The sequence below is a fragment of the Eubacterium sp. SB2 genome (assembly GCF_001244405.1).
Classification (GTDB): domain Bacteria; phylum Bacillota; class Clostridia; order Lachnospirales; family Lachnospiraceae; genus Faecalicatena; species Faecalicatena contortus_B.
Genome location: NZ_LN865148.1, coordinates 23,632 through 46,739, shown reverse-complemented (window position 1 = coordinate 46,739; position 23,108 = coordinate 23,632). Strand labels below are relative to the sequence as shown.

Sequence of the window (23,108 nt, the reverse complement as noted above, 5' to 3'; positions counted from 1 at the left end):
TTAAGTTGGATGATAACCCGATTAAATCTAAATTTAATCGGCAGAGTTCTCATGTGGTAAAGGCATCTTTTATTTTTGTACATATGCTTGCCTGGGATCATTTTGTGGAGAGAGTAAATGAAATACTATTTATGTTTAGATTTAGGAGGAACTAAGACATCCGTTGCATTATTTCATCAAAATGGGATGATGGCAGATGAATTTGTGCATGTCGTTGCATCCACGACATTTAAAGGAGAAAGTGCGGTTTATGACAATACAAAAGCAGCGGTAAATTATATTCTCGATAAATACAAACTGACATTTCATGATTTGATAGGGATTGGGGTAGGATGTCCGGGACCGCTGGATGCAGAAAGCGGGATTATTATTAGCGCACCGCTCATGGGATGGCATAACTTTCCGCTTAAGAAGAAACTTACAGAGGATTTTCACGTTCCGGTTATGATTGATAATGATGGAAATTTGGGCGCTCTGGCCGAACAGAGATGCGGACTTGCAAAAGGGCTGAAGCAGGTTATCTATGTAACGGTCAGTACAGGTGTGGGCGCGGGAATCATAATTGATGGAGAGATTTATCACGGAAAATCTGATGGGGCAGGTGAATTTGGCCATTTATCAATTGATCAAAATGGGAGAGAGTGCCCATGTGGAAGCAGAGGATGTCTGGAACTTTATTGTTCAGGAACGGCGATTAAAGATACATTAAGGCAGGATGAAAAAAAAGGTGTAAAAAGTCCGGTCTTTCAGGCAGCCAGAGAAGAAGGAAAACAGCTTGATGCAAAGCTTTTGGCCAGGTTTGCAGCGCAGAATGACACTTATGCAGTAACATTATTTGAAAAAACCGGGTGGACTTTGGGATATGGATTATCATACTTATTTAATTTATTTGATCCGGAGGTCGTTGTGATTGGCGGCGGAGTGTCGAAAAGCCACCAGTTCTTTGATCAAGCGGTAATGAAGGCGTTGAAGCAATATACAATTATTGATGTTAAGGATAGTCAGGTCGTATATTCGCAGATGTGTGATACAGTGGTACTTTTTGGAGCCTATTATTTAATAAAAGAATCGATTGAAAGAGGTGAATAGATATGGCATATGTAACATTAAAAGAAATTCTGAGAGGGGCAAGAGAAAACGGATATGGTGTTGGGGCTTTTAATTTTAACAGCTATGAGGACGCGCAGGGGATAATTAATGGGGCAGCAGAAAAGAAAGCTCCCGTTATCTTAATGGCGAGTGCAGGAGCAGTAAAGTATATAGGGGTAAAACAGACGGCATATATGGTGAAAGGTATGGCAGAATCCGTAGATATACCGGTATGCCTGCATTTAGATCATGCAACTAGTATGGACTTGATCAAAGCATGTATTGATGCTGGGTTTACGTCAGTAATGATTGATGCATCTAAAAAAGCTTATGAAGAAAATATCAGAGAGTCTGCATTAGTAGCCAGGTATGCCGGCAAAACAGGATGTTCTGTAGAGGCAGAGCTTGGCAGGGTGGGCGGAAAAGAAGAAGATGTCATAGTGAAAGAGGGAAAGGATACTTATACAAACCCGAATGATGTTCCTCGATTTGTAAAGGAGACCGGAATTGATGCTCTTGCGATCGCCTTCGGGACGGCCCATGGTTTTTATAAGAAAGAACCAAACCTAGATTTTGAGCTGATAAAAACAGTAGCAGGTATCACCGACATTCCGCTTGTTATGCATGGAGGCACCGGTGTGCCACCAGAGGGTTTTAAAAAGGCAATAGCAAGTGGAATCAGCAAAGTTAATGTCGGGACGGAGTTAAAAGCGACTTATGTAAATACACTGCGTGATGTGGTTAAAAAGAATCCGAACGAGGCAGATCCCAGAAATTATCTAAAAGCCGTAAAAGAGCAGTGTGCGGAAGTGGTAAAGGGTAAAATTGATATTTTTGGCTGTGCAGATAAAATTGTATAAATGTTCGAACAATATGGAATTCAAAATAACTAAAGTGATGAGGAGATGTTTATATGACACAAAAAGAGCTGATGCTGTCAGGCCAGCTTTATCATGGGAATGATGCAGAATTAAAAAACGCTGCCGCGAGATCCCGGCAGCTGGCCAGGCTGATCAATAGTACAACAGAGGAACAAAGGGAATATAGAATTGAACTCTTTAAGAAGCTGTTCAAGAAAACGGGAGATAATTTTTGGGTCGAACCGCCTTTCCGGTGTGATTACGGCTGCAATATTCAAATTGGCAATAATTTTTATGCTAATTTTGACTGTATTATTCTGGATGATGGTGAAGTAGTGATTGGGGATAATGTTTTTTTGGGGCCGCGCGTGTGCATTTATACCGCGGGACATCCAATTGATGCAGAAGTAAGGAATACGAATTTAGAGTATGGAAAAAAGATAATCATAGGAGATCATGTTTGGGTAGGAGGATGTACCATCATTAACCCGGGAATAGTTATCGGCGATAATGTTGTGATTGGTTCCGGATCCGTAGTAACCAAAGATATTCCTTCCAATGTTGTGGCGGCGGGTAATCCATGCAAAGTGATCCGCAAGATTACTTTGGAGGATCATCTTTATTGGAAAGAGCAGGAACGGCTGTATAGGAGTAACAGAAAGAAAAACAGTGGGGAAATGGAATGAATTATTATGGAATGAATCTATCAAGAAAGGAAATTGAGGAGAAAGCGCCTGACATTCGTCAGATTGGAGGAACTAGAGCTTACGAGTTGTGTGAAGGAGCAACGCGGGGAACACGGGTGATTGATGTAAACGCTGGGGAGCTGCGTTACAGTGTAGTGGTGGATCGAGGCATGGACATCTCTCTTGCCAATTACAAGGGTATTAATTTAACACATTTAACAGAAAATGGTGAAGTACATCCATCTTTTTATGAATCAAGAGGCAGGGAGTGGGCTAGAATCTTTTTTGGCGGGCTGTTGACAACTTGTGGACTTACATATCTGGGACCGCCAGGGATGGATCAGGGCGAAGACCTGGGGCTTCATGGACGGTACTCTGCAATACCTGCAAGACGTGTTAATGATTTTTCCGGCTGGAAGGGAGATGAATATGAAATTTGCTTAGAAGGGCAAGTGGACGAAAGCGTGCAGATGGGGGCTAAGATTCGTTTAAACAGAAAGATCACCAGCCGTGTGGGAGTACCAAAGATCTGTATTCACGATAAAGTAGTAAATACGGGAACTAAGAATACTCCATTTACTATTCTTTATCATATTAACTTTGGATTTCCATTGTTGGACAATGGAGCTAGAATTCTTATCCAAAACTATAAAATAGAACCTTTTGATGAGCATTCGAAAGAACAGATGGATGAGAGGCTGTATATAGATGATCCGAGCAGCGGTTTTCAGGAGGTTAATTATTTATATTATGCAAAAGCGGATAATAATGGAGATAGCTTTGCGATGATCATGAATGATAGTCTGCTATCTGGCTTGGCAGTCTACATAAAAACATCAGCAGAAACGCTGCCGTTTTTCTGCGAATGGAAACTGCTCGAGAAAAGGGACTATGTGTTGGCAATAGAACCAAGCAACGTAGTATGTGAAAATCGAAAAGTATTACGTCAAAAAGGGATACTTCCGTTATTAAGGCCAGGCGAGATAAGAGAAATGGATATAGAAATAGGGGTAGTAGAGGGAAAAGAGGCAATCAAAATAATGGAAGAGAAGATAAAGGAGGCGTGAGATAATTGTATATTATTGTGATATCGGGTCTGCCTGGTTCAGGAAAATCTCATTTAGCAGAATATATAGCAGAAAAGTTAAATCTTCCGATGATCTGTAAAGACTCAATTAAAGAAATTCTGTTTGATACAATCGGATTTCGGAATAGGGAAGAAAAAACAAAGTTAAATGAGGCGTCTCTTCAAATTATGTTTTCTATCAGTAAAGAATTATTAAAAACAAATCAAAACCTGATATTGGAGAATAATTTTGAGAATAATGCGTATCCGTTTTTTGAGGAATTGAAAACAAAGTTTGATGTACAATTACTGACGGTTTTGATTTATGGTGATACAAAAGTTCTTTATGATCGTTATGCACTTAGAAATAAGGATCCTAATAGACATAGAGGCCATATATTATTCACAGAATATCCAGAAAGGGTAAAAACCAATTATATTCCTGAACCGATCACATATGAAACGTATTATCGGGATTTTAAAGAAAGAGGAATGTCGGATTTTTGCGTAGGTGAAAATACGATTAGAGTGGATGTTACTGATTTTTCAAGAATAAACTATGATAATATTGTAGAGGAAATTTATTGTATCGTTAATCAGAATATATGAAACTAAGGAAGGGGCTGTCGTGAGTATGATTTTTGTCATTTAACTGGTGCGACGGCCCCGCCTTAATAGTTTTGAAGTCATACAAGGTCAGCATAAGTGGCAGTAAATGATTATACGATGCACTAATATAATCTGCCCTTGATTTGTATCAGGCATTGCTTTCTTGATTTTAAATTGTTCCCTTTTAAATTTCTGACAGCGGTTTAAATGTATACCCCATTTCCTCCCATTTTGTCAGCAGTTCATCGAGTATTTCCCCGTTTGTTTTTGAAGTGCTGTGAAGCAGTACGATTGCGCCGGGGTGGATCCTGCCAAGCAGCTTTTCAAAAGCTGCCTCTTTCGTGGGCTGGTCATTTTCATACCAGTCTACATAGGCCAGGCTCCAGAAAAAGGTTTTATACCCCATTTCTTTTGCCATCTTCAGGTTTGTTTCACTGTATTTTCCTTGCGGAGGACGATAGTATTTTGTCATCTCCTGACCGGTAATTTTCTTATATTCCTCTTCAACATCCCCTAGTTCTTTTTGGAAGGCTTCCTGGGTTGATATCTGTGACATATCGGGATGGTGATATGTATGGTTGCCCACCGTATGGCCCTCTTCCACCATCCTTTTAATCAGATCCGGATTGGACGATATGAAGGTGCCTACCACAAAAAATGTCGCAGGTACATTGTGCTTTTTCAGCGCATCTAGAATCGCAGGGGTGTTGCCATTTTCGAATCCCGCGTCAAAGGTCAGGTATATAACCTTTTCATCCGTATTTCCGGAATAGTATGCGTCAAATTGTTTCAGCTCTTCGGCGGTTGCGTTAGCGACCGGCGGCTGGCCTTCATCCTGGAAGCTTAATCCCCAGTTCCCTTCTGCGGAGGTGGCAACAGCCTCGGGGGCAAAATAATCCTGAGCCCTTCCGGCGGCGCGTCCGGCCAAAAATGCAGCGGCAAAGAGCAGCACAAGTCTGGCAGTATTTTTTAGTAGAGATTTCTTTTTCGTATCGGGTTTCAGATTGATTTTCATTACATCTCCTGTATCTTATTTCCTATAGTATATGATGAAAATGCAGAAATATTTTCATCGTATGGCAAATCAGCGGAAGCTGCGGGGCGAAATCCTCTTTTTTTGTGAGGTATAGAAATGGATTTTTTGGGGAAAGAGTGATAAAGTGATAGAAGAAAATCTGAAACGTTAGGAGAACAAGATGGAAAGAGCAGCACTGTTTTTGGATATTGACGGCACCATACTGAGTGAGATTACGAAGGAGATCCCGCAGAGCGCACTGGATGCCATGCGTGCGGCAAAGCGTGCGGGACACCTGCTTTTTATAAATACAGGGAGGACATTCTGCAGTATACCGCCGAAGATCAGCCAGTTTGAATTTGATGGATTCCTGTGTGGATGCGGGACATATCTCACTTATCATGACGAGGTTTTATTTTCCAGATCAATTCCCGAAAAACGGGGAAGAGAGATTATTGATAAAATGATAGAATGCAGGCTGGATGGGATAATGGAGGGGACTCAGGACATATATCTGCCAAGTCGAATGTCGCGTTTTGACAGGCTGGAGAGCTCCAGACGATATTTTCAAAACGCCGGGCTGGGCCTGGAGGAGTATATTGAAAAGGGAAGCTTTGTGTATGACAAATTGTTTGTTTATGCGGATGAACTCAGCGACAAAGACACTTTTTTCAAGTTTGTGGAGAAAGATATCGAGCCGATCAACCGGGGCGGCGATACTTATGAGTGCATTCAGAAGGGCTATTCTAAAGCAACCGCGTGTGAGTATATTTTAAAGAAGTTTGCAATGGAGACGGAGCAGGCATATGTATTTGGGGACAGCTCGAATGATTTATCGATGTTCGAATATGCGGGGCATGCGATTGCTATGGGAGATCATGCAAAAGAACTTGACCCGTACACCGAATATGTAACTGCTAAGGTTGAGGAGGACGGGATAGCCTGTGCATTCAGCCACTATGGCCTGATGTAAAGTAAGCTCTGACAGGGAGGGTTAGTGATGAAGATATTTGTTTATAATTACCGGGAGTTCGATGAGGCTGTGTATTTTCAGAGATTTTCCAAAGAATACGGCGTGGAGCTGGGGATTTGTTATGATGACCCCTGCATGGAAAATGCCGGTCTTGCTGCGGGGTATGAATATATCAGTATTATTACCACTAAGATGGATGCACAGCTTATCGGGCGCTTCCACGAGCTGGGGGTAAAGATGATATCAACCAGGACGATAGGGTATGACCATGTGGATCTGGAGGCAGCGCAGAAACTTGGAATCAAAGTCAGCAATGTAACGTACTCGCCTGAGTGTGTGGCGGATTACACGGTGATGCTCATGCTTATGGCAATCCGTAAAATGAAACGGATCATGCAGAGAGAGGAGATCAATGACTTTTCCCTTCCGGGCATACAGGGGCGAGAGATGCACAATTTTACCGTGGGTGTGATAGGCACCGGAAAGATTGGGCAGGCCGTAATCCGCGATTTAAGTGGATTTGGATGCCGGATTTATGCTTATGATCTGTTTCCATCCCAGAAGGTCCATGCATATGCAGAATACGCGGAACTTGATACGATCTTTGCAACATGTGATATGATAACACTCCATATGCCCCTTGGGGATGATAATTACCATATGATCAACGCAGATGCCATTGCTAAAATGAAACAGGGGGTAGTCCTGATTAACACGGCCCGGGGTGGTCTGATTGATACAAAAGCGCTGCTGGACGGTCTGGAGTCAGAGAAGATTGGTGCGGCTGCAATGGATGTGATTGAAGATGAATTTGGGATGTATTATTATGACCGAAAATCCGATATTATAAGTAAGAGGGAGTTATATATACTGCGGGGATTCCCTAATGTGATCGTAACTCCTCACATGGCGTTTTATACGGATCAGGCAGTGAGTGATATGGTGAGACATTCCATAGAAAGCTGCTGTCTGAATGAGGCAGGGGAAGAAAATCCATGGGAAATTGTGTAAAAGGGTCAGACCCCTCTGCAGAGGGGTCTGACCCTTTTGAACACCATTGTCAGAATTTTCTGGCTAATTCATCGTGTATCCGATTGCCCATATTATAATCCAGCTTTTTACCCAGCCAGATTTCTTCAGATCCGATTGCCTGGTCTACCAGCATCATGAGTCCGGTTACGATCTGCAGTCCTTCTTCCTTTGCAATTCTTAGAAATTCCGTGATCAAAGGATTGTAGACGATGTCGGAAGCCGCTTTAAACTGCCGGATCACGGATGCATCTACCGGACTTTCGCCAACGTGGGGATGCATGCCCAGGGGGGTGGTGTTGACCAGAATATCACCGGCAGGAACATTTGTCAGTTTACAGGTATTTATATAAGGAAAACGCTCTTGCAGAGAATCGAGCGCTTTTTCGTTGCGCGCTGCGACTGTGATTTTAGCAGCGCCGTCCGTATGGAATCCATAGATCAGCCCCCGGGCGGCCCCGCCCGAACCGAGAATGACAATCTCTTTCCCAGCCAGTGTGATACCGGCTTTATGGAACATGCTGACGGCTCCGATATAATCTGTATTGTAACCGTAAAATTTACCGTCTTTCATTAAAACAGTATTGACAGCGCCTATTTTTTCTGCATGTGGATCAATGACATCCATGAGCTGATAAACGACTTCTTTATATGGCATAGTCACATTCATGCCAAGAATATGTTCATCCCTCATTACTTCCAGTATACGGAGGACTTCGTTTTCGTCCATTTCATATTTTTTATACGTACCGGAGATCTTCTGCTGCCGGAGCAGATCTTCGTGGATCTCGGGAGAAAGGCTGTGCCCAAGATGGTTGCCAAGTACACCAAAATGCAGTGGTTCCTTCTTTTCTGTATTCATGGCTAAATCACTCCTGCTGTTTTGAAAAAATCAAGATTGGTAGGGTAAATGAAGCTGTCACCAATAGCGTGTAAAAGAATTACATTCAGATGATTATCCAGATTCTTTTTGTCCAGCCTGACAGCATCCAGGAGTGCAGACACCGGAAGTCCGCATTCACAGGGGAGACCGTAGGTATCCAGCACCTGCTTGATTCGTTCTGCTTCGCCGGGGACAGTAAGCCCGGCCTTTTCGGAAATCTTTGTCATCTGGTACATACCAATTGCAACGGCTTCCCCATGGCTTTCGCGTTCATAGTGATAATACTGTTCGATGGTATGTGCCAGGGTATGGCCGAAATTCAGCAGCATCCGCTCACCGGTGTCAAACTGGTCGTCTTCCACAACGATTCTTTTGATATCTACACAGCGGTATATGATTGAGGACAGCCGGTCTTTTAATCCATCAAACGAAGGAGAGGAACTTAAGATTTCAAAGAGGCTGGCATCCTTGATGCAGCCATACTTGATTACTTCTCCCATGCCGTCGGTGATATACCGTTTGGGAAGTGTATCCAGCACGTCGGGGTCTATCAATACCAGCTTGGGATGGAAAAATGCACCTACCAGATTTTTTCCCTGTGGAAGATCAACCGCTACCTTCCCACCTACAGAGGAGTCCACCTGAGCCAGAAGAGAAGTTGGTATCTGAACCAGATTAACACCGCGCAGATAACTTGCCGCAGCAAAACCGGCCAGATCACCAATGACACCGCCCCCCAGTGCTATAACGAGATCACTGCGGGTAATATTATTTTCCAACAAAGCGGCATAAATCCGGGGGAGAGACTGAAAACTCTTCGTCAGCTCCCCGTGTGGAAGTATGAGGCTGCGGCATTCATAAGACGGAAGCGCCTTTACCAGTTTTTGGCCGTAAATAGGAAAAACATGATCATCTGAGATAATCATAATGCGTTTCCCATGAAAAACTTGTGCTACAAAAGTTTCTGCATTTGCCAGAATTCCGGATTTTATATAGATTGGATAACTGTTTTCACCTAAGTTTACTGTTAATTCCACGAGCTTTCTCCTTTTTAGACAAAATGGTATGCAAGGGGGTCAGACCCCTCTGCAGAGGGGTCTGACCCCCTTGCGCTCCTATACTTCTTTTCCGACTACCAGAGCTATTTCTTTAATTTGTTTTAACAAATCATTATATTTTTTCGGTTTCAGTGACTGGGCCCCGTCACACAAAGCGGATTCGGGATCGTTATGGACCTCGATCATTAGTCCGTCAGCACCCGCAGCAACCGATGCTTTTGCCATTGGCTCTACCAGCCACCATTTTCCGCCTGCGTGGCTCGGGTCTACGATGACAGGCAGATGTGTTTTTTTCTTCAGAACAGGTATGCTCTGCAGATCGAGCGTATTTCTTGTGAAGGTCTCAAAGGTTCGGATTCCACGTTCGCAGAGAATAACGTTCTCGTTACCGGATGCCATAATGTATTCGGCGGACATGATCCATTCCTCGTATGTTGCATTGAGGCCCCGCTTTAGAAGAATCGGGCGGTCCAGCTGTCCGAGCTGCTTAAGCAGATCGAAATTCTGCATATTTCTGGCGCCGATTTGGATTAAATCTACTTTCTCGTTAAAAATCTCCAGGTATTCCGGGGACATTAATTCCGTTACAATAGGGAGCCCTGTTTCTTTCTTGACCTCACAGAGGATATCCAGGCCCTCCATACCGAGTCCCTGGAAAGAATATGGACTTGTACGGGGCTTAAATGCGCCGCCGCGCAGCAGGTTGGCGCCGGAGGCCTTTGCGGATTTGGCAATGTCCAGCACCTGAGCAAAAGATTCCACGGAGCAGGGGCCGGCTATGAGGGCCAGGTGGTTCCCGCCGATCTTCACGCCGGAGACATCAATGATGGAATCCTCCGGATGGAATGCCCGGTTTGCAAGTTTGTAAGGTTCCTGGACGTGCATGACTTTATCCACGCAGTCATCGACTTCAAATAATTTGGGATCAATCGCTGTAGTATCCCCAATACAGCCAATGATTGTCATTTCCTGTCCTCTGACAATGTGGGTATCCAGTCCGCGCTTTTTGACAAGGCCTTCTACCCGGTCGATATTACCTTCCGATGTGTGTGGTTTTAATACAATAATCATTCTATTACCTCCCATTTACAATGACTTCGCACTGTAAAATTTTAACTGTTTAAAGTGTGAAAACATAAGTATCATAAAACATCCCGGGCTTAATGTCAATAAGTTTGGGGAAAATTGTAGGAGAGATTAACCAGTATGAAAAAGTCTAAAATATTGCAGCTGCTCACAGAACGCAGGAAATTAATCGTAATAAATCCCGGCCCGTTCCGTTGACAACAGAAACCAGCGGGTGTATTTTGTAAGATAGCCATAAAAATCTGCATATGAAAACATAAAAGAATTGAGGGATGAATTATGAAAATAATCAGGCAAATCGGAATCATCTTTACCGTCTGCTGGCTGAGCCAGGTGATTGCAGAGTTTCTGCCCTTTGATTTTCCTGCAAGCGTCATAGGAATGATATTCTTATTCATCTGTCTGGTGACAGGCTTGCTGAAGATAGAACATATCCAGGAAAAGTCGGACTTTCTTCTTGGGAATATGGCCTTTTTCTTTGTGCCGGCAGGGGTGAGCATCATGAATTATTTTGACATTCTCAAAAGCAGTGCGGTACAGCTGCTGATTATCTGTATCGTATCCACAGTCATCACGTTTGCGGTGACGGCATACAGTGTGAAGCTGACCATGAAATTAATGGATCGGAGGAAAAAATAATGGAAGCTTTGTATACATCTCCCTACTTTGGAGTGGCTCTCAGCGTAATCGCTTTCGGCGCAGGAGTCAGGATTCAGCAAAAAACAAAATCGGCTCTCTGTAATCCTCTTATTATTGCAATCGTTCTTATTATAGGCGTGCTCCTTGTTTTTAAAATACCATATGATTCTTATAACAACGGCGGGGAAATCATTAATATGTTCCTGGCTCCGGCAACGGCCTGCCTTGCAGTATCTATCTATACGAAGCTTTCCATCTTGAAAAAATACTGGCTTCCTATTATAGTAGGATGTATAGCAGGTTCTCTGGCGTCCATGGCCAGCGTGTACGGCATGTGCAGGCTGTTCAGACTGGATCAGAGCCTGACCATGTCCATGCTTCCCAAATCCGTTACCACACCGATCGCCGTGAGCGTTGCGCAGGCACACGGCGGCGTCGTTCCCGTAACGGTCGTGGCGGTGATTTTTACAGGGATATTGGGGAGCATCGCCGCGCCGCTGTTTATACGGATTTTTAAAGTATCGGATTCCGTAGCGGCAGGCCTTGCCATCGGCGCCTGCAGCCATGCGGTGGGGACATCCAAGGCAATTGAGATCGGGGAAGTAGAAGGGGCTATGAGTGGTCTTGCCATTGGAATTTGCGGAGTGGTAACGGTTTTGTTTTCCATGTTCATTTAGAGGTTTAGAAAGCGGGTGCTGCGGGGGCGCACCCGAATGAGAGGAAAAGAGGGAAAAACATTGAAAAAGGATACTTCACATACCATTAAACGGGCACAGCGCTTTCCGGTCATCCTGATCGGAGAGGGCCTTCTTGTAGGTGCAGTGGGAGGGCTGCTGGTGCTGTTGTACCGGGTTGCACTGACGTATGCGGGAAAATGGCTGGATATTGTGCTGAAATATATCAGGGGCAACCCCGTACGGATCGCAGGTTGGTTCGTGATTCTGCTTCTCATGGCATATGTGGTTGGCAGACTGGTAAAATGGGCTCCGATGATATCCGGGAGCGGTATCCCCCAGGTGGAGGGAGAAGTAACCGGAAAACTGACGCAGAATTGGAAAAAGGTGCTGCCTGCCAAGTTTGCCGGCGGTTTTCTCTGCCTGTTCGGCGGATTGTCGCTGGGAAGAGAAGGCCCCTCCATCCAGCTCGGGGCGATGGCAGGTCAGGGACTGTCCAGAATGCTCGACCGGGGGAAGACGGAGGAAAGGTTCCTTATGACATGCGGGGCCAGCGCAGGCCTTGCCGCGGCTTTTCATGCACCCCTCGCGGGCATGATGTTCGCACTGGAGGAGATACATAAAGGCTTTTCCATGTCCATACTGATCTCCGTCATGACAGCATCCGTGACAGCTGACTACATATCCTCCCATATACTTGGCCTGGATCCGGTTTTTAAGTTCCAGCTGGAACATTACCTTCCGCAGAATTATTACTGGATGCTGATTCTTCTGGGAGCGGTCTGCGGCGTGATGGGAGTCTTCTATAACTGGGCTATGCTGAAAGCGCAGGATTTGTATAAAAAGCCAAAGTTTTTGAATGAGACTTCCAGGCTGATGATTGCCTTTCTGGCAGCAGGAGTCCTGGGGCTTGTAATGCCCTCCGTGCTGGGCAGCGGCCACAAACTGATCATCACATTAACAAACGGGGAAATGGCGCTCAGTCTGGTCATCGTGACCTTTGCTGTAAAATTTCTTTTCTCTGCAGTCAGTTTCGGATCCGGGGCCCCGGGAGGGATATTCTTTCCGCTGCTGATACTGGGCGCCATGATCGGCGGCATTTTCGCCATGACAGGAGTTGAGTTCTTCGGGCTGGAGGAAATGTATATCAATAATTTTGTCCTGCTGGCCATGGCTGGATATTTTACGGCGATTGTGCGGGCGCCGATTACCGGAATTATCCTTCTGTTTGAAATGTCCGGTTCCGTGAGCCAGATGCTTTCCCTGGCAATTGTTTCGGTTACTGCATATATCGTCGCTACGCTGATGAAGTCGGAACCAATCTATGAAAGTATGCTGGATCGTATTCTGAAAAATTCCGGAAAAAATCAGACTCAGAATATGAAGAGCCCCGGACAAAAGGTGCTTAGCACCTTTGTGATCATGAACGGTTCCGTGCTGGAAGGCAAAAGCGTGGAGGAGATTACCTGGCCCGACAACTGCCTTCTCGTTGCTCTGGAAAGGGGCGGAAAAGAGCGGATTCCCAAGGGGAGGACCATGTTAATGGCAGGGGATACACTGACTACGATGACAGATGAAAGAGATGCCGGATATGTGCATGACAAAATGGAAAAGTTATGTTATACTTCATTTTAGAGTAATCAACAGAATTTGAAGGAGCTAAAGACGTATGAAAAGAGTATTGTTAAAGCTGAGTGGTGAAGCACTTGCAGGAGATAAGAAGACCGGGTTTGACGAGGCTACCTGCATTGGTGTGGCAGAACAGGTCAGACAGCTTGTGGACGAAGGAATTCAGGTCGCGGTAGTGACCGGAGGAGGTAATTTCTGGAGGGGCCGCACCAGCGAGACAATAGACCGGACAAAGGCAGATCAGATTGGGATGCTGGCAACGGTTATGAACTGTATTTATGTATCCGATATATTCAGACATGTGGGAATGAAGACAGAGATTTTTACCCCGTTTGTATGTGGGGCATTTACCACATTATTTTCCAAGGATGCGGCAGTCGCAGCCCTGGAAGAAGGTAAGGTTATCTTTTTTGCCGGCGGTACAGGCCATCCGTATTTTTCCACGGATACAGGGGCGGTACTTCGGGCAATCGAGATAGAAGCAGATGCCATGCTTTTAGCTAAGGCAATCGACGGGATCTATGACAGCGATCCGAAGGTGAATCCGGAGGCAAAGAAGTATGAAGAGATTTCGATTCAGGAGGTTATTGACCAGAAGCTTGCGGCGGTAGACCTTACAGCATCCATCCTGTGTATGGAGAATAAGATGCCCATGCTTGTATTCGGACTGAATGAAGAGAACAGTATCGCAGAGACGATGAGCGGGACATTTACCGGGACAAAAGTAACAGTATAAGGAGGACAATTGACATGGATGAAAAATTAAAAAAATATGAAGAAAAGATGACGAAGACCGTAGACAACCTGAACAGCGAACTGGCAACAATCAGGGCAGGACGTGCCAATCCGCATGTACTGGACAAGCTGACCGTAGACTATTATGGCTCACCTACACCAATTCAGCAGGTTGCGAATATCTCTGTACCTGAGGCGCGCCTAATCCAGATTCAGCCCTGGGAAAAGAGCCTGCTCAAAGAGGTAGAGAAAGCAATCAATATGTCAGATATCGGTATCAATCCGACGAACGACGGCAGCACCATCCGTCTGGTATTCCCGGAACTGACGGAAGAGCGCAGAAAAGAACTGGTTAAGGATGTTAAGAAAAAGGGTGAGGCGGCGAAAGTTGCAGTCCGCAATATCCGACGCGACGGAAACGAAGCTTTTAAGAAACTCAAAGGCGGAGAGATTTCTGAGGACGGTATCAAAGATCTGGAAGCAAACCTTCAGAAGATGACAGATAAATTCATTGCAAAAGTGGACAGCTGTGTGGAAGCAAAATCCAAAGAAGTGCTTACAGTTTAACGGGGATTTATCACTTGAAAACAAGAGGGGCTCGTATTATACAGCCTCTCTTTTGCTGATATAAGGCAGGCGGATTTAATGGGCTGGATGCATAAGAGTTCAGGCCTGTCTGAACTGCTACGGTATTAGGAGGATATATAGAATGAACGTACCACAGCATGTAGCAATCATACTCGACGGCAACGGCCGGTGGGCAAAGTCAAAAGGAATGCCGAGAAATTACGGACATGCGCAGGGCAGCAAAAATGTGGAAAGAATTTGCGAGGAGGCATGGCGGATGGGAATAAAATACCTGACCGTATATGCATTTTCCACGGAAAACTGGAACCGGCCGAAGAGCGAAGTAGATGCGCTGATGAAGCTGCTTCGCAATTACATGAAGACCTGTCTGAAGACGGCTGAGAAAAATGATATGAAAATCCGTGTAATCGGGGATATAAAAGCGCTGGATGAAGATATTAAGAAGAGGATAATAGAATTGGAGGAGGCCAGCAAAAACAACAACGGCCTGAACTTCACAATTGCTATTAATTATGGCAGCAGGGATGAGATGATAAGGGCAGTCAAACGCCTGGCGCAGGATTGCGTGGATGGGAAGATACGTGTGGAGGAGATTAGTGACCCGGTCTATGAGTCGTATCTGGATACACATGGTATTCCGGATCCGGATCTTTTGATCCGGACGAGCGGTGAGCAGAGGCTTTCAAATTATCTTCTCTGGCAGATGGCCTATACGGAATTTTATTTTACAGACGTTTTATGGCCGGATTTTACAAAAGAGGAATTGGTAAAAGCTGTCGAGCAGTATAATAGAAGAGACAGACGTTACGGGGGCGTAAAGGAGGAACAGGATGTTTAAGACACGGCTACTCAGTGGAATACTATTAGTACTCATTGCACTATTTACAGTGATTTCCGGCGGAAGCATTCTGTTTGCAGTGCTATTTATCATCAGCATGATCGGCCTGAGCGAACTTTACAAAGTCTTTGATATCCGTAACAAGGCTCCGGGAATCTGCGGCTATCTCTTTGCGGCTGCCTATTATGCCCTGATTTATTTGAAGCCGGTTCTGCCGTCCGGGACAGACTGGTTTATGCTTTTGTTCATGGTATTTTTAATCTGTATGATGGGAGTGCTTGTATTCTCCTTTCCAAAATACAGGACAGAGCAGATACTGGCAGCATTTTTCGGTGTATTTTATGTGGCTGTGATGCTGTCCTATATTTATCAGATCCGCATCCTTCCGGGCGGGGTATTTACCGTATGGCTGGTATTCATCTGCTCCTGGGGATGCGATACCTGTGCCTATTGCGTGGGCATGCTGATCGGAAAACATAAGATGGCTCCGAAGCTGAGCCCCAAAAAGTCAGTGGAGGGCGGTATAGGCGGGATCGCAGGAGCCGCACTTTTGGGCGTGCTGTATGCCCTTGCTATCAACAAGTGGGGGGATGCGGGCGCAGGCATTGTCAGGTTTGCAATCATCGGCGCAGCGGGAGGCGCGATCTCACAGGTGGGCGATCTGGCGGCTTCTGCAATCAAGCGTAACCACAATATCAAAGATTATGGAAAGCTGATACCGGGGCATGGCGGGATACTTGACAGATTCGACAGTGTAATATTTACGGCGCCTATCATATATTACCTGTCTGTTCTTCTTTAGGTGATAGAGTACAAAGGAAGGAACTGCATATGAAGAAAATTGCAATACTGGGCTCCACAGGTTCTATCGGAACCCAGACATTGGAAGTCGTGCGTGAGAACGGCGATATAGAAGTAACCGCACTGGCAGCGGGCAGCAACATTGCACTGCTGGAGAAGCAGATCCGGGAGTTTCATCCTAAGATGGCGGCAGTGTGGTCAGAGGAAAAGGCGAAGGAACTGAAAGCGCATATCCGGGACCTGGATGTAAAAGTAATGGCGGGAATGGATGGAATCCTGGAAACAGCCGCAGAGCCCGAATCGGAGATTCTGGTAACGGCCATTGTCGGTATGATCGGGATTCTGCCTACGATTGAGGCGATACGTGCGAAGAAGGATATTGCGCTTGCCAATAAGGAAACACTTGTCACGGCAGGTCATATCATTATGCCGCTGGCCAGGGAACATGGGGTGTCAATCCTGCCCGTGGACAGCGAGCACAGCGCCATTTTTCAGTCCCTGCAGGGCGGACAGAGGGCCGCTCTCCACAAGATACTGCTGACGGCCTCCGGAGGGCCCTTCAGGGGCCGTTCAAAAGCGGAGCTTGGGAACATTCAGGTGGAAGACGCCCTGAAGCATCCGAACTGGGAGATGGGGCGCAAGATCACGATCGATTCCTCTACAATGGTCAACAAAGGCCTGGAGGTTATCGAGGCGAAGTGGCTTTTTGACGTGACGGTAGACCAGGTTGAAGTAGTCGTGCAGCCACAGAGCATTATCCACTCTATGGTTGAGTACGAGGACGGGGCTGTTATCGCTGAACTTGGGACTCCGGATATGAAGCTTCCGATTCAGTACGCCCTGTATTATCCGGAGAGAAGATATCTTCCGGGCGGCAGGCTGGATTTTGGAGCCCTCTCACAGATTACATTTGAGAAACCAGATATGGAAACATTTTATGGCCTGAAGCTGGCATACGAGGCCGGAAGGCGGGGGGGATCCCTGCCGACAGTCCTCAACGCAGCCAATGAAAAGGCCGTAGCCCTCTTTCTGGAAAGGAAGATCCGTTACCTGCAGATTCCGGAGATGATACAGGCCTGTATGGAGAAACATAAAATAATTGAACATCCTACAGTGGAAGAGATACTAAATACGGAGCAGGCAACATATGAATTTATAAAAAACAGGTGGTAGTATATGGGGATAATTTTAGCAATACTTCTGTTCAGCGTGGTCATTATATTTCATGAGCTGGGACATTTTACCCTGGCGAAGCTTAATGGCATACGCGTGGACGAATTTTCGTTGGGACTTGGTCCTACAATCATAGGAAAAGAATTCAGAGGGACAAAGTTTTCCCTGAAGCTTCTGCCATTTGGCGGGGCATGCATGATGGGGGAAGATGATGCGGATGATCTGACGGAGGGCAGCTTTAACAGCAAGTCTGTCTGGGCAAGGATTTCTGTAATTGCGGCAGGCCCGGTGTTCAACTTCATTATGGCTTTGATATTTTCTGTCATTCTGGTGGCCTGGATCGGGTATGATGCTCCGGTAGTCCAGGGTGTGGATGCGGGATACTCAGCCATGGAGCAGGGGCTTCAGGAGGGCGATGTCATTACGGGTTTGAATGGAAAGGATATTCATCTATGGAGAGAGGTCAGTCTCTTTAATATGATGAACAGAGATGCAGATTCCGTGGAGGTCACATACGAAAGAGACGGGCAGGAGTATACGGCCACGATTGTACCCAGGCAGCTAGAGGGGGACAGCATGAAACGGATGGGAATCCGTGGCAGCACAGCAAATACAAAGGCCGGTCTGGTTGATTCTGTCAAGTACGGAGCGTACACGCTGCGGTACTGGGTAAATTATACGTTTGACTGCCTCAGGATGCTTGTTACCGGGCAGATCGGAATCAAGCAGATGTCGGGGCCTGTGGGGATTGTGAATTTTGTGGATGACACATACAAGCAGGCGGCTCCTTCGGGTGCGGCAACGGTTATCTTGAATCTGCTGAACATTGCTATTTTGCTGTCGGCCAACCTGGGAGTGATGAACCTGCTGCCGATTCCGGCTCTGGACGGCGGCAGACTGGTATTTTTGATCGTTGAGGCCGTACGGCGCAAACGTGTGCCCCCGGAGAAGGAAGGTATGGTGCACATTGCAGGCTTTGCACTGCTGATGGTTCTTATGGTCGTAGTCCTGTTCAATGATATACGGAATATTTTTTGACGAGATAAGCGTGAACGCCTCGGAAAAGATACGCGCGGTAAACAGCGGGTGTCTTTTCCGGGGCGTATTTTTATTGACGGCAATTTCCCTGTTTTGCCCGCAGGCACATTTTAAATTCCGGCGCATATATATAATAGAGATGAATTTTTTGCGAGGGAATATATGACTTCTTTAAGAGCAATGCAGAATAATGCTGTAGACAAAGGGCAGCTGCAGATTAACGTTACATCAGAGATTACGGCACTTCCTGTTACCGGGGCGACAATATCGATATCTTATACCGGAGTTCCGGAGAGTACACTGGAGCAGGTGAATACGGATGCGTCCGGGCAGACCGATGTACTGGATCTGGATGCGCCTCCCCTGGAGTACAGCCTGAATCCGACGGTTGAGTACCAGCCCTACTCCGAATACACACTGGATATCAGCGCACCGGGGTTTGAACCCATGAGCATTGCGGGGACAGAGATTCTGCCGGATGTAAGAGCAATACAGAACGTGGCGCTCAGGCCAAATGACCAGACCCGGGAGAATGAACAGGTTTTTGTAATACCCGCACATACATTATACGGCGAATATCCCCCAAAGATAGCGGAGGAGGAAATAAAACCGATTAACGAGACCGGTGAAATCGTACTGAGCAGAGTGGTAGTGCCGGAATTTATTATCGTCCATGACGGTTCTCCACGGGACACTACCGCACAGAATTATTATGTAAAATATAAAGATTACATCAAAAATGTAGCATCCAGTGAAATCTACGCCACATGGCCGGCAGATACGATCCGGGCAAATGTCCTGGCTATTATGTCCTTTACTCTGAACCGTGTGTACACAGAATGGTACCGTAATAAAGGATATGATTTCACGATCACATCCTCCACAGCATTTGACCACAAATGGATTCCGGAGAGAAATTTTTATGATACAATCTCTGTGATCGTAGATGAGTTATTTGCGGATTATCTGTCCAGACCTAATGTAAGGCAGCCGATCCTGACACAGTACTGCGACGGGCGCAGGGTAACCTGTCCAAACTGGATGACACAGTGGGGGTCAATGGCGCTCGGGGAGCAGGGCTACAGCCCGATCGAGATTCTGCGTTATTATTACGGAGACGACATGTATATCAACACCGCCCAGGAAATATCCGGAGTCCCCTCCTCCTGGCCGGGCTACACTCTGGAGATCGGCTCCAGCGGCGATAAAGTCAGGCAGATGCAGGAACAGCTTAACGTCATAGCCGGGGCATATCCCGCCATCCCTAAAATCGATGCAGACGGAATATACGGGCCGGCAACGGCTGCAACCGTAGAAAAATTCCAGTCCGTGTTCGGCCTTCCGCAGACGGGAACCGTGGACTATAGAACCTGGTACAAAATATCAGAAATCTACGTAGGAGTATCACGTATTGCGGAATTGGGGTGAATTCTTGCGGGAGGGAGAAGTGCATAGTCCGCCGCCGGAACCGGACATAGGTGTGGCTGGAGACGGGGCTGCGGCTGTAAGCTGGAGTAAAGTAAAATAGAAGGAAAACCGGAGCAGCCTGGGCACATCACCCGAACCCTTGATGGGTTCGCGCGCTGGGCCCAGGAAAAAATGTAATTTGGTGATTACATTTTTTGCCCCGGTTTTCCTTCTATTTTACTTAACTCCAGCTAACAACCGCAGCTACGCCTCCAGCCACACCTATGTCCGGTTCCGGCGGCTGCTTGCATCCGGCCGGGGGTATGAATTTACCGGCGGGGATTCCGGTCGGGGGAGGCGGATTGAATTGGTTGGGTGTGGTGTTTCCGGGCGCATAGAGTGCGCGCTAGAAGCCGTTGCAGAAGAAAAGAGGCTGCTGATGGATAGAATTTGATGTCTCATATTAAATTCTAAAGCCGTATTTGGCGCGAAATTCATCAGAATTTCGTGCCAAATACGGCTGGTTCCATCAGCAGCCTCTTTTTTTCTGCTACGGATTCTAAGTAAACGGACAGTGCCCGGAAATACCACACCCTGCCCCGGGGCAATTCTGCCTCCTGCTTTACTTAGCGTCCCCCTTACTTAATCCCCGTCGCGCCGCGGAACTTCATCGGGGATGATGTTTCCTACGCTTGCTTTTCCCGGCAGATCGATTTCGGGAATGTTATGGTCATCGTATTCATTTTCTTCAGCTGTCTTTGAGGGCATTTTGATTTCTCTCATATTACAACCTCCTTGCACTTTTTATGATAGTGTGTGCAGAATTAAGGTAAATATGCAGAAATACAGCCTTATTCTGCAAGAGAATAAAGCTGTAAGAAGCTTGCACGTTCTTCACGGTTCATTCTGACAAATTCAGTGAAATCCACGTCTACATAATACATTTGTTCTCCACAGCAGTTTGCGTGCGACTGATTGTTTGTATAATGGTATCTTTTGCATTTTATACAATAAAATACATGCATCATTTGTATCACTCCTTTCTGCTATCATACCATAAAATATGGGCTGTGAGAATTAAAATGTTGTTAAGGGTGAGAGTTATGTGTGACGGAAAGAAACACATAACTTGATCAGAATATATTTATTGGATGATTTATGATACAACAACCTTGAAGTTTAGGGGATCCTAAACTATAATTTATATAGAGGTGAAAAGCATGGATAATGGGGATAGGACGAAACAAAAGTTCGTGACAGCCATGACAGAACTGATGGGCGCGAAACCGTTGGATAAGATAACGGTGAAAGAGATTGTAGAAAAGAGCGGTATGACAAGACAGACTTTTTACCGCTGCTTTTTGGATAAATATGATCTGGTGAATTGGCATTTTGAACGTCTTGCTAAGAAGTCTTTTCTGCAGATGGGTGTCAGCATGACCTTAAGGGAGGGGCTTGAGAAAAAGTTTTGGTTTATCAAAAACGAACAGACATTCTTTGCAGCAGCTTTTCAGTCGGAGGATTACAATTCCCTGGTTGCTTATGACTATGAATGCATATTGCAGTTTTATAAGAATATCATAGAAAAGAAGACGAAAAAACCGCTGGATGAGGATATCTGCTTTCTGCTGGAGATGTACTGCAGAGGTTCCATCTATATGACTGCCCGGTGGGCCAGGAGAAATATGGATCTGGCTCCGGAGAAGATGGCAGATCTGCTCATACAGGCGCTCCCGCAGCCGTTGGAAGAACTGCTCTCTGAACTGCAGCCTGATTTGCAGGATGAATAGGATCTGGTATTGTAAGAATAAATGTTACATAGACGCCATTTTGTAACTTGTCTCTGTATGTTTCAGGTTGTTATAATTATAACAATAAATGATGCTGCAAGGCAATCTATAAAATGTAAAGGGGATATGTGCTATGTCAAACAGATTTATTTTGAATGAAACATCTTACCATGGAGCAGGGGCGGTCAATAATATTGCGGCTGAAGTTCAGGCCAGGGGATTTCAGAAGGCATTTGTGTGTTCTGATCCGGATCTGGTGAAGTTTGGGGTTACACAGAAGGTGCTGGATGTGCTGGAGTCAAATGATCTGGCGTATGAACTTTATTCAGATATTAAGCCCAATCCGACCATTGAGAATGTGCAGACGGGAGTCGCTGCGTACCGGTCCTCCGGTGCGGACTATATCATTGCAATTGGCGGCGGATCTTCTATGGATACAGCCAAAGCGGTAGGTATCATCATCAACAACCCGGAATTTGAGGATGTCAGAAGCCTGGAAGGCACCGCACCCACGAAAAATAAGTGTGTGCCGATTATTGCGGTTCCGACGACAGCCGGTACGGCAGCGGAAGTTACGATTAACTATGTGATAACAGATGTTGAAAAGAACAGAAAGTTTGTATGTGTTGACCCCCACGATATCCCGATCGTGGCAGTGATTGATCCGGACATGATGTCCAGCATGCCGAAGGGGCTGACAGCATCCACGGGCATGGATGCGCTGACACATGCAATTGAGGGGTATATTACGGCCGGAGCATGGGAATTATCAGATATGTTCCACTTAAAATCTATTGAGATTATCGCCCGCTCCCTGAGAGGCGCAGTCGACAATACGCCGGAGGGAAGAGCGGACATGGCGCTTGGACAGTATGTGGCAGGGATGGGATTCTCCAATGTAGGGCTGGGAATTGTGCATTCTATGGCACATACGCTGGGCGCACTTTATGACACACCGCATGGAGTTGCGAATGCGATTCTGCTCCCAACGGTTATGGAGTACAATGCAGACGCCACAGGAGAGAAGTACAGGGAGATCGCAAAAGCCATGGGTGTGGAAGGAACCGAAAATATGACACAGGAAGAGTACCGCAGGGCGGCAGTGGATGCAGTGAAAAAGCTATCTGCAGATGTCGGAATCCCGGCAGACCTCAAAGGCATTGCCAAAGAGGAGGACATTGCGTTTTTGTCTGAATCGGCATATGCGGATGCCTGCAGGCCGGGGAATCCGAAGGAGACTTCCGTAGAGGACATTGCAGCTCTGTTCAGGTCTCTTCTTTAAGCTGCTCTCCCGCCGCACCGGCGGAGCCAGGGCTCCCTCTGTAAGAACGGCGGGCAGCTCTGTTCAGGTCTCTTCTTTAAGCTGCTCTCCCGCCGCACCGGCGGAGCCAGGGCTCCCTCTGTAAGAACGGCGGGGATCGCACAGGTGTGGGGAAGCGGCA

Annotated in this window: 25 protein-coding genes; 19 read left to right on the top strand and 6 right to left on the bottom strand. The window is 46.2% G+C overall.

What is annotated here, in order from left to right; translation table 11 throughout:
- Positions 1–117 precede the first annotated feature (117 nt).
- The 5 genes from BN1938_RS00275 to BN1938_RS00255 are packed head-to-tail and all read left to right on the top strand — an operon-like array spanning position 118 to position 4,310.
- Positions 118–1,089, top strand: a complete 972-nt coding sequence (locus tag BN1938_RS00275) for an ROK family protein (RefSeq protein WP_050638678.1) — start codon at positions 118–120, stop codon at positions 1,087–1,089.
- A 2-nt stretch (positions 1,090–1,091) separates the two neighbouring features.
- Positions 1,092–1,949 (top strand): class II fructose-bisphosphate aldolase, encoded by an 858-nt coding sequence (locus tag BN1938_RS00270; RefSeq protein ID WP_050638677.1) that lies wholly within the window; start codon positions 1,092–1,094, stop codon positions 1,947–1,949.
- A 53-nt stretch (positions 1,950–2,002) separates the two neighbouring features.
- On the top strand, positions 2,003–2,635 hold the full coding sequence (locus BN1938_RS00265; protein WP_050638676.1) for a sugar O-acetyltransferase: 633 nt from the start codon (positions 2,003–2,005) through the stop codon (positions 2,633–2,635).
- The gene (locus tag BN1938_RS00260) at positions 2,632–3,702 is read left to right on the top strand and encodes an aldose 1-epimerase family protein (protein WP_050638675.1); all 1,071 of its coding nucleotides are present in this window, start codon (positions 2,632–2,634) and stop codon (positions 3,700–3,702) included. The genes BN1938_RS00265 and BN1938_RS00260 overlap by 4 nt, the downstream gene beginning before the upstream one ends.
- Positions 3,703–3,707: 5 nt before the next feature.
- Complete coding sequence (locus BN1938_RS00255; protein ID WP_050638674.1) at positions 3,708–4,310, top strand: P-loop nucleotide/nucleoside kinase family protein; 603 nt, start codon at positions 3,708–3,710, stop codon at positions 4,308–4,310.
- Between the two features lie 184 nt (positions 4,311–4,494).
- Here the strand turns inward: BN1938_RS00255 and pdaA are convergent, their stop codons facing one another.
- Positions 4,495–5,325: a delta-lactam-biosynthetic de-N-acetylase gene (gene pdaA / locus BN1938_RS00250; protein ID WP_050638673.1), complete on the bottom strand. Its 831-nt coding sequence runs from the start codon at positions 5,323–5,325 to the stop codon at positions 4,495–4,497.
- Positions 5,326–5,506: 181 nt separating this feature from the next.
- On the opposite strand from pdaA, the gene BN1938_RS00245 reads away from it, so the two are divergent.
- Positions 5,507–6,298: a Cof-type HAD-IIB family hydrolase gene (locus BN1938_RS00245; RefSeq protein ID WP_050638672.1), complete on the top strand. Its 792-nt coding sequence runs from the start codon at positions 5,507–5,509 to the stop codon at positions 6,296–6,298.
- Between the two features lie 27 nt (positions 6,299–6,325).
- Positions 6,326–7,309 carry a D-isomer specific 2-hydroxyacid dehydrogenase family protein gene (locus tag BN1938_RS00240; protein WP_050638671.1) on the top strand — a complete coding sequence of 328 codons (984 nt, stop codon included), beginning with the start codon at positions 6,326–6,328 and terminating at the stop codon, positions 7,307–7,309.
- Between the two features lie 49 nt (positions 7,310–7,358).
- Here the strand turns inward: BN1938_RS00240 and aroE are convergent, their stop codons facing one another.
- From aroE to aroF, 3 genes are all read right to left on the bottom strand, one after another.
- Entirely contained in the window at positions 7,359–8,189 is an 831-nt protein-coding gene (aroE, locus tag BN1938_RS00235) for a shikimate dehydrogenase (RefSeq protein WP_050638670.1), read from the bottom strand.
- Between the two features lie 2 nt (positions 8,190–8,191).
- Positions 8,192–9,247 (bottom strand): 3-dehydroquinate synthase, encoded by a 1,056-nt coding sequence (gene aroB / locus BN1938_RS00230; protein ID WP_050638669.1) that lies wholly within the window; start codon positions 9,245–9,247, stop codon positions 8,192–8,194.
- Between the two features lie 78 nt (positions 9,248–9,325).
- Positions 9,326–10,339, bottom strand: coding sequence for a 3-deoxy-7-phosphoheptulonate synthase (gene aroF, locus BN1938_RS00225; protein ID WP_050638668.1), 1,014 nt, complete (start codon positions 10,337–10,339; stop codon positions 9,326–9,328).
- Positions 10,340–10,633: 294 nt separating this feature from the next.
- On the opposite strand from aroF, the gene BN1938_RS00220 reads away from it, so the two are divergent.
- The 10 genes from BN1938_RS00220 (at position 10,634) to BN1938_RS00175 (ending at position 19,897) form a co-directional block, all read left to right on the top strand.
- Positions 10,634–10,993 (top strand): CidA/LrgA family protein, encoded by a 360-nt coding sequence (locus BN1938_RS00220; protein ID WP_050638667.1) that lies wholly within the window; start codon positions 10,634–10,636, stop codon positions 10,991–10,993.
- Entirely contained in the window at positions 10,993–11,670 is a 678-nt protein-coding gene (locus BN1938_RS00215; RefSeq protein WP_050638666.1) for an LrgB family protein, read from the top strand. Before BN1938_RS00220 ends, BN1938_RS00215 begins: the two co-directional genes overlap by 1 nt.
- 36 nt (positions 11,671–11,706) lie before the next feature.
- Positions 11,707–13,302, top strand: coding sequence for a ClC family H(+)/Cl(-) exchange transporter (locus BN1938_RS00210; protein WP_330377739.1), 1,596 nt, complete (start codon positions 11,707–11,709; stop codon positions 13,300–13,302).
- Between the two features lie 34 nt (positions 13,303–13,336).
- The gene (gene pyrH, locus BN1938_RS00205) at positions 13,337–14,032 is read left to right on the top strand and encodes a UMP kinase (protein WP_025656828.1); all 696 of its coding nucleotides are present in this window, start codon (positions 13,337–13,339) and stop codon (positions 14,030–14,032) included.
- Between the two features lie 14 nt (positions 14,033–14,046).
- On the top strand, positions 14,047–14,598 hold the full coding sequence (gene frr, locus BN1938_RS00200) for a ribosome recycling factor (RefSeq protein WP_050638665.1): 552 nt from the start codon (positions 14,047–14,049) through the stop codon (positions 14,596–14,598).
- A 142-nt stretch (positions 14,599–14,740) separates the two neighbouring features.
- Positions 14,741–15,457: an isoprenyl transferase gene (locus BN1938_RS00195; protein WP_050638664.1), complete on the top strand. Its 717-nt coding sequence runs from the start codon at positions 14,741–14,743 to the stop codon at positions 15,455–15,457.
- On the top strand, positions 15,450–16,259 hold the full coding sequence (locus tag BN1938_RS00190; protein WP_050638663.1) for a phosphatidate cytidylyltransferase: 810 nt from the start codon (positions 15,450–15,452) through the stop codon (positions 16,257–16,259). Before BN1938_RS00195 ends, BN1938_RS00190 begins: the two co-directional genes overlap by 8 nt.
- A 29-nt stretch (positions 16,260–16,288) precedes the next feature.
- Positions 16,289–17,431, top strand: a complete 1,143-nt coding sequence (gene dxr / locus BN1938_RS00185) for a 1-deoxy-D-xylulose-5-phosphate reductoisomerase (RefSeq protein ID WP_050638662.1) — start codon at positions 16,289–16,291, stop codon at positions 17,429–17,431.
- Between the two features lie 3 nt (positions 17,432–17,434).
- Positions 17,435–18,469, top strand: a complete 1,035-nt coding sequence (gene rseP, locus BN1938_RS00180) for an RIP metalloprotease RseP (RefSeq protein ID WP_050638661.1) — start codon at positions 17,435–17,437, stop codon at positions 18,467–18,469.
- A 162-nt stretch (positions 18,470–18,631) separates the two neighbouring features.
- A complete protein-coding gene (locus BN1938_RS00175) occupies positions 18,632–19,897 on the top strand; it encodes a peptidoglycan-binding protein (RefSeq protein WP_050638660.1) in 1,266 nt (421 codons plus the stop codon).
- A gap of 621 nt (positions 19,898–20,518) precedes the next feature.
- On the opposite strand, the gene BN1938_RS23235 is transcribed toward BN1938_RS00175, so the two are convergent.
- Entirely contained in the window at positions 20,519–20,659 is a 141-nt protein-coding gene (locus tag BN1938_RS23235) for a hypothetical protein (RefSeq protein ID WP_153918368.1), read from the bottom strand.
- 68 nt (positions 20,660–20,727) lie between these two features.
- Complete coding sequence (locus BN1938_RS23570; RefSeq protein ID WP_167702518.1) at positions 20,728–20,904, bottom strand: hypothetical protein; 177 nt, start codon at positions 20,902–20,904, stop codon at positions 20,728–20,730.
- A 192-nt stretch (positions 20,905–21,096) separates the two neighbouring features.
- Here BN1938_RS23570 and BN1938_RS00165 point away from each other — a divergent pair, with 192 nt between their 5' ends.
- Both BN1938_RS00165 and fucO read left to right on the top strand, forming a co-directional pair.
- On the top strand, positions 21,097–21,666 hold the full coding sequence (locus BN1938_RS00165; protein ID WP_050638658.1) for a TetR/AcrR family transcriptional regulator C-terminal domain-containing protein: 570 nt from the start codon (positions 21,097–21,099) through the stop codon (positions 21,664–21,666).
- 133 nt (positions 21,667–21,799) lie between these two features.
- The gene (gene fucO, locus BN1938_RS00160) at positions 21,800–22,948 is read left to right on the top strand and encodes a lactaldehyde reductase (RefSeq protein ID WP_050638657.1); all 1,149 of its coding nucleotides are present in this window, start codon (positions 21,800–21,802) and stop codon (positions 22,946–22,948) included.
- Positions 22,949–23,108 lie beyond the last annotated feature (160 nt).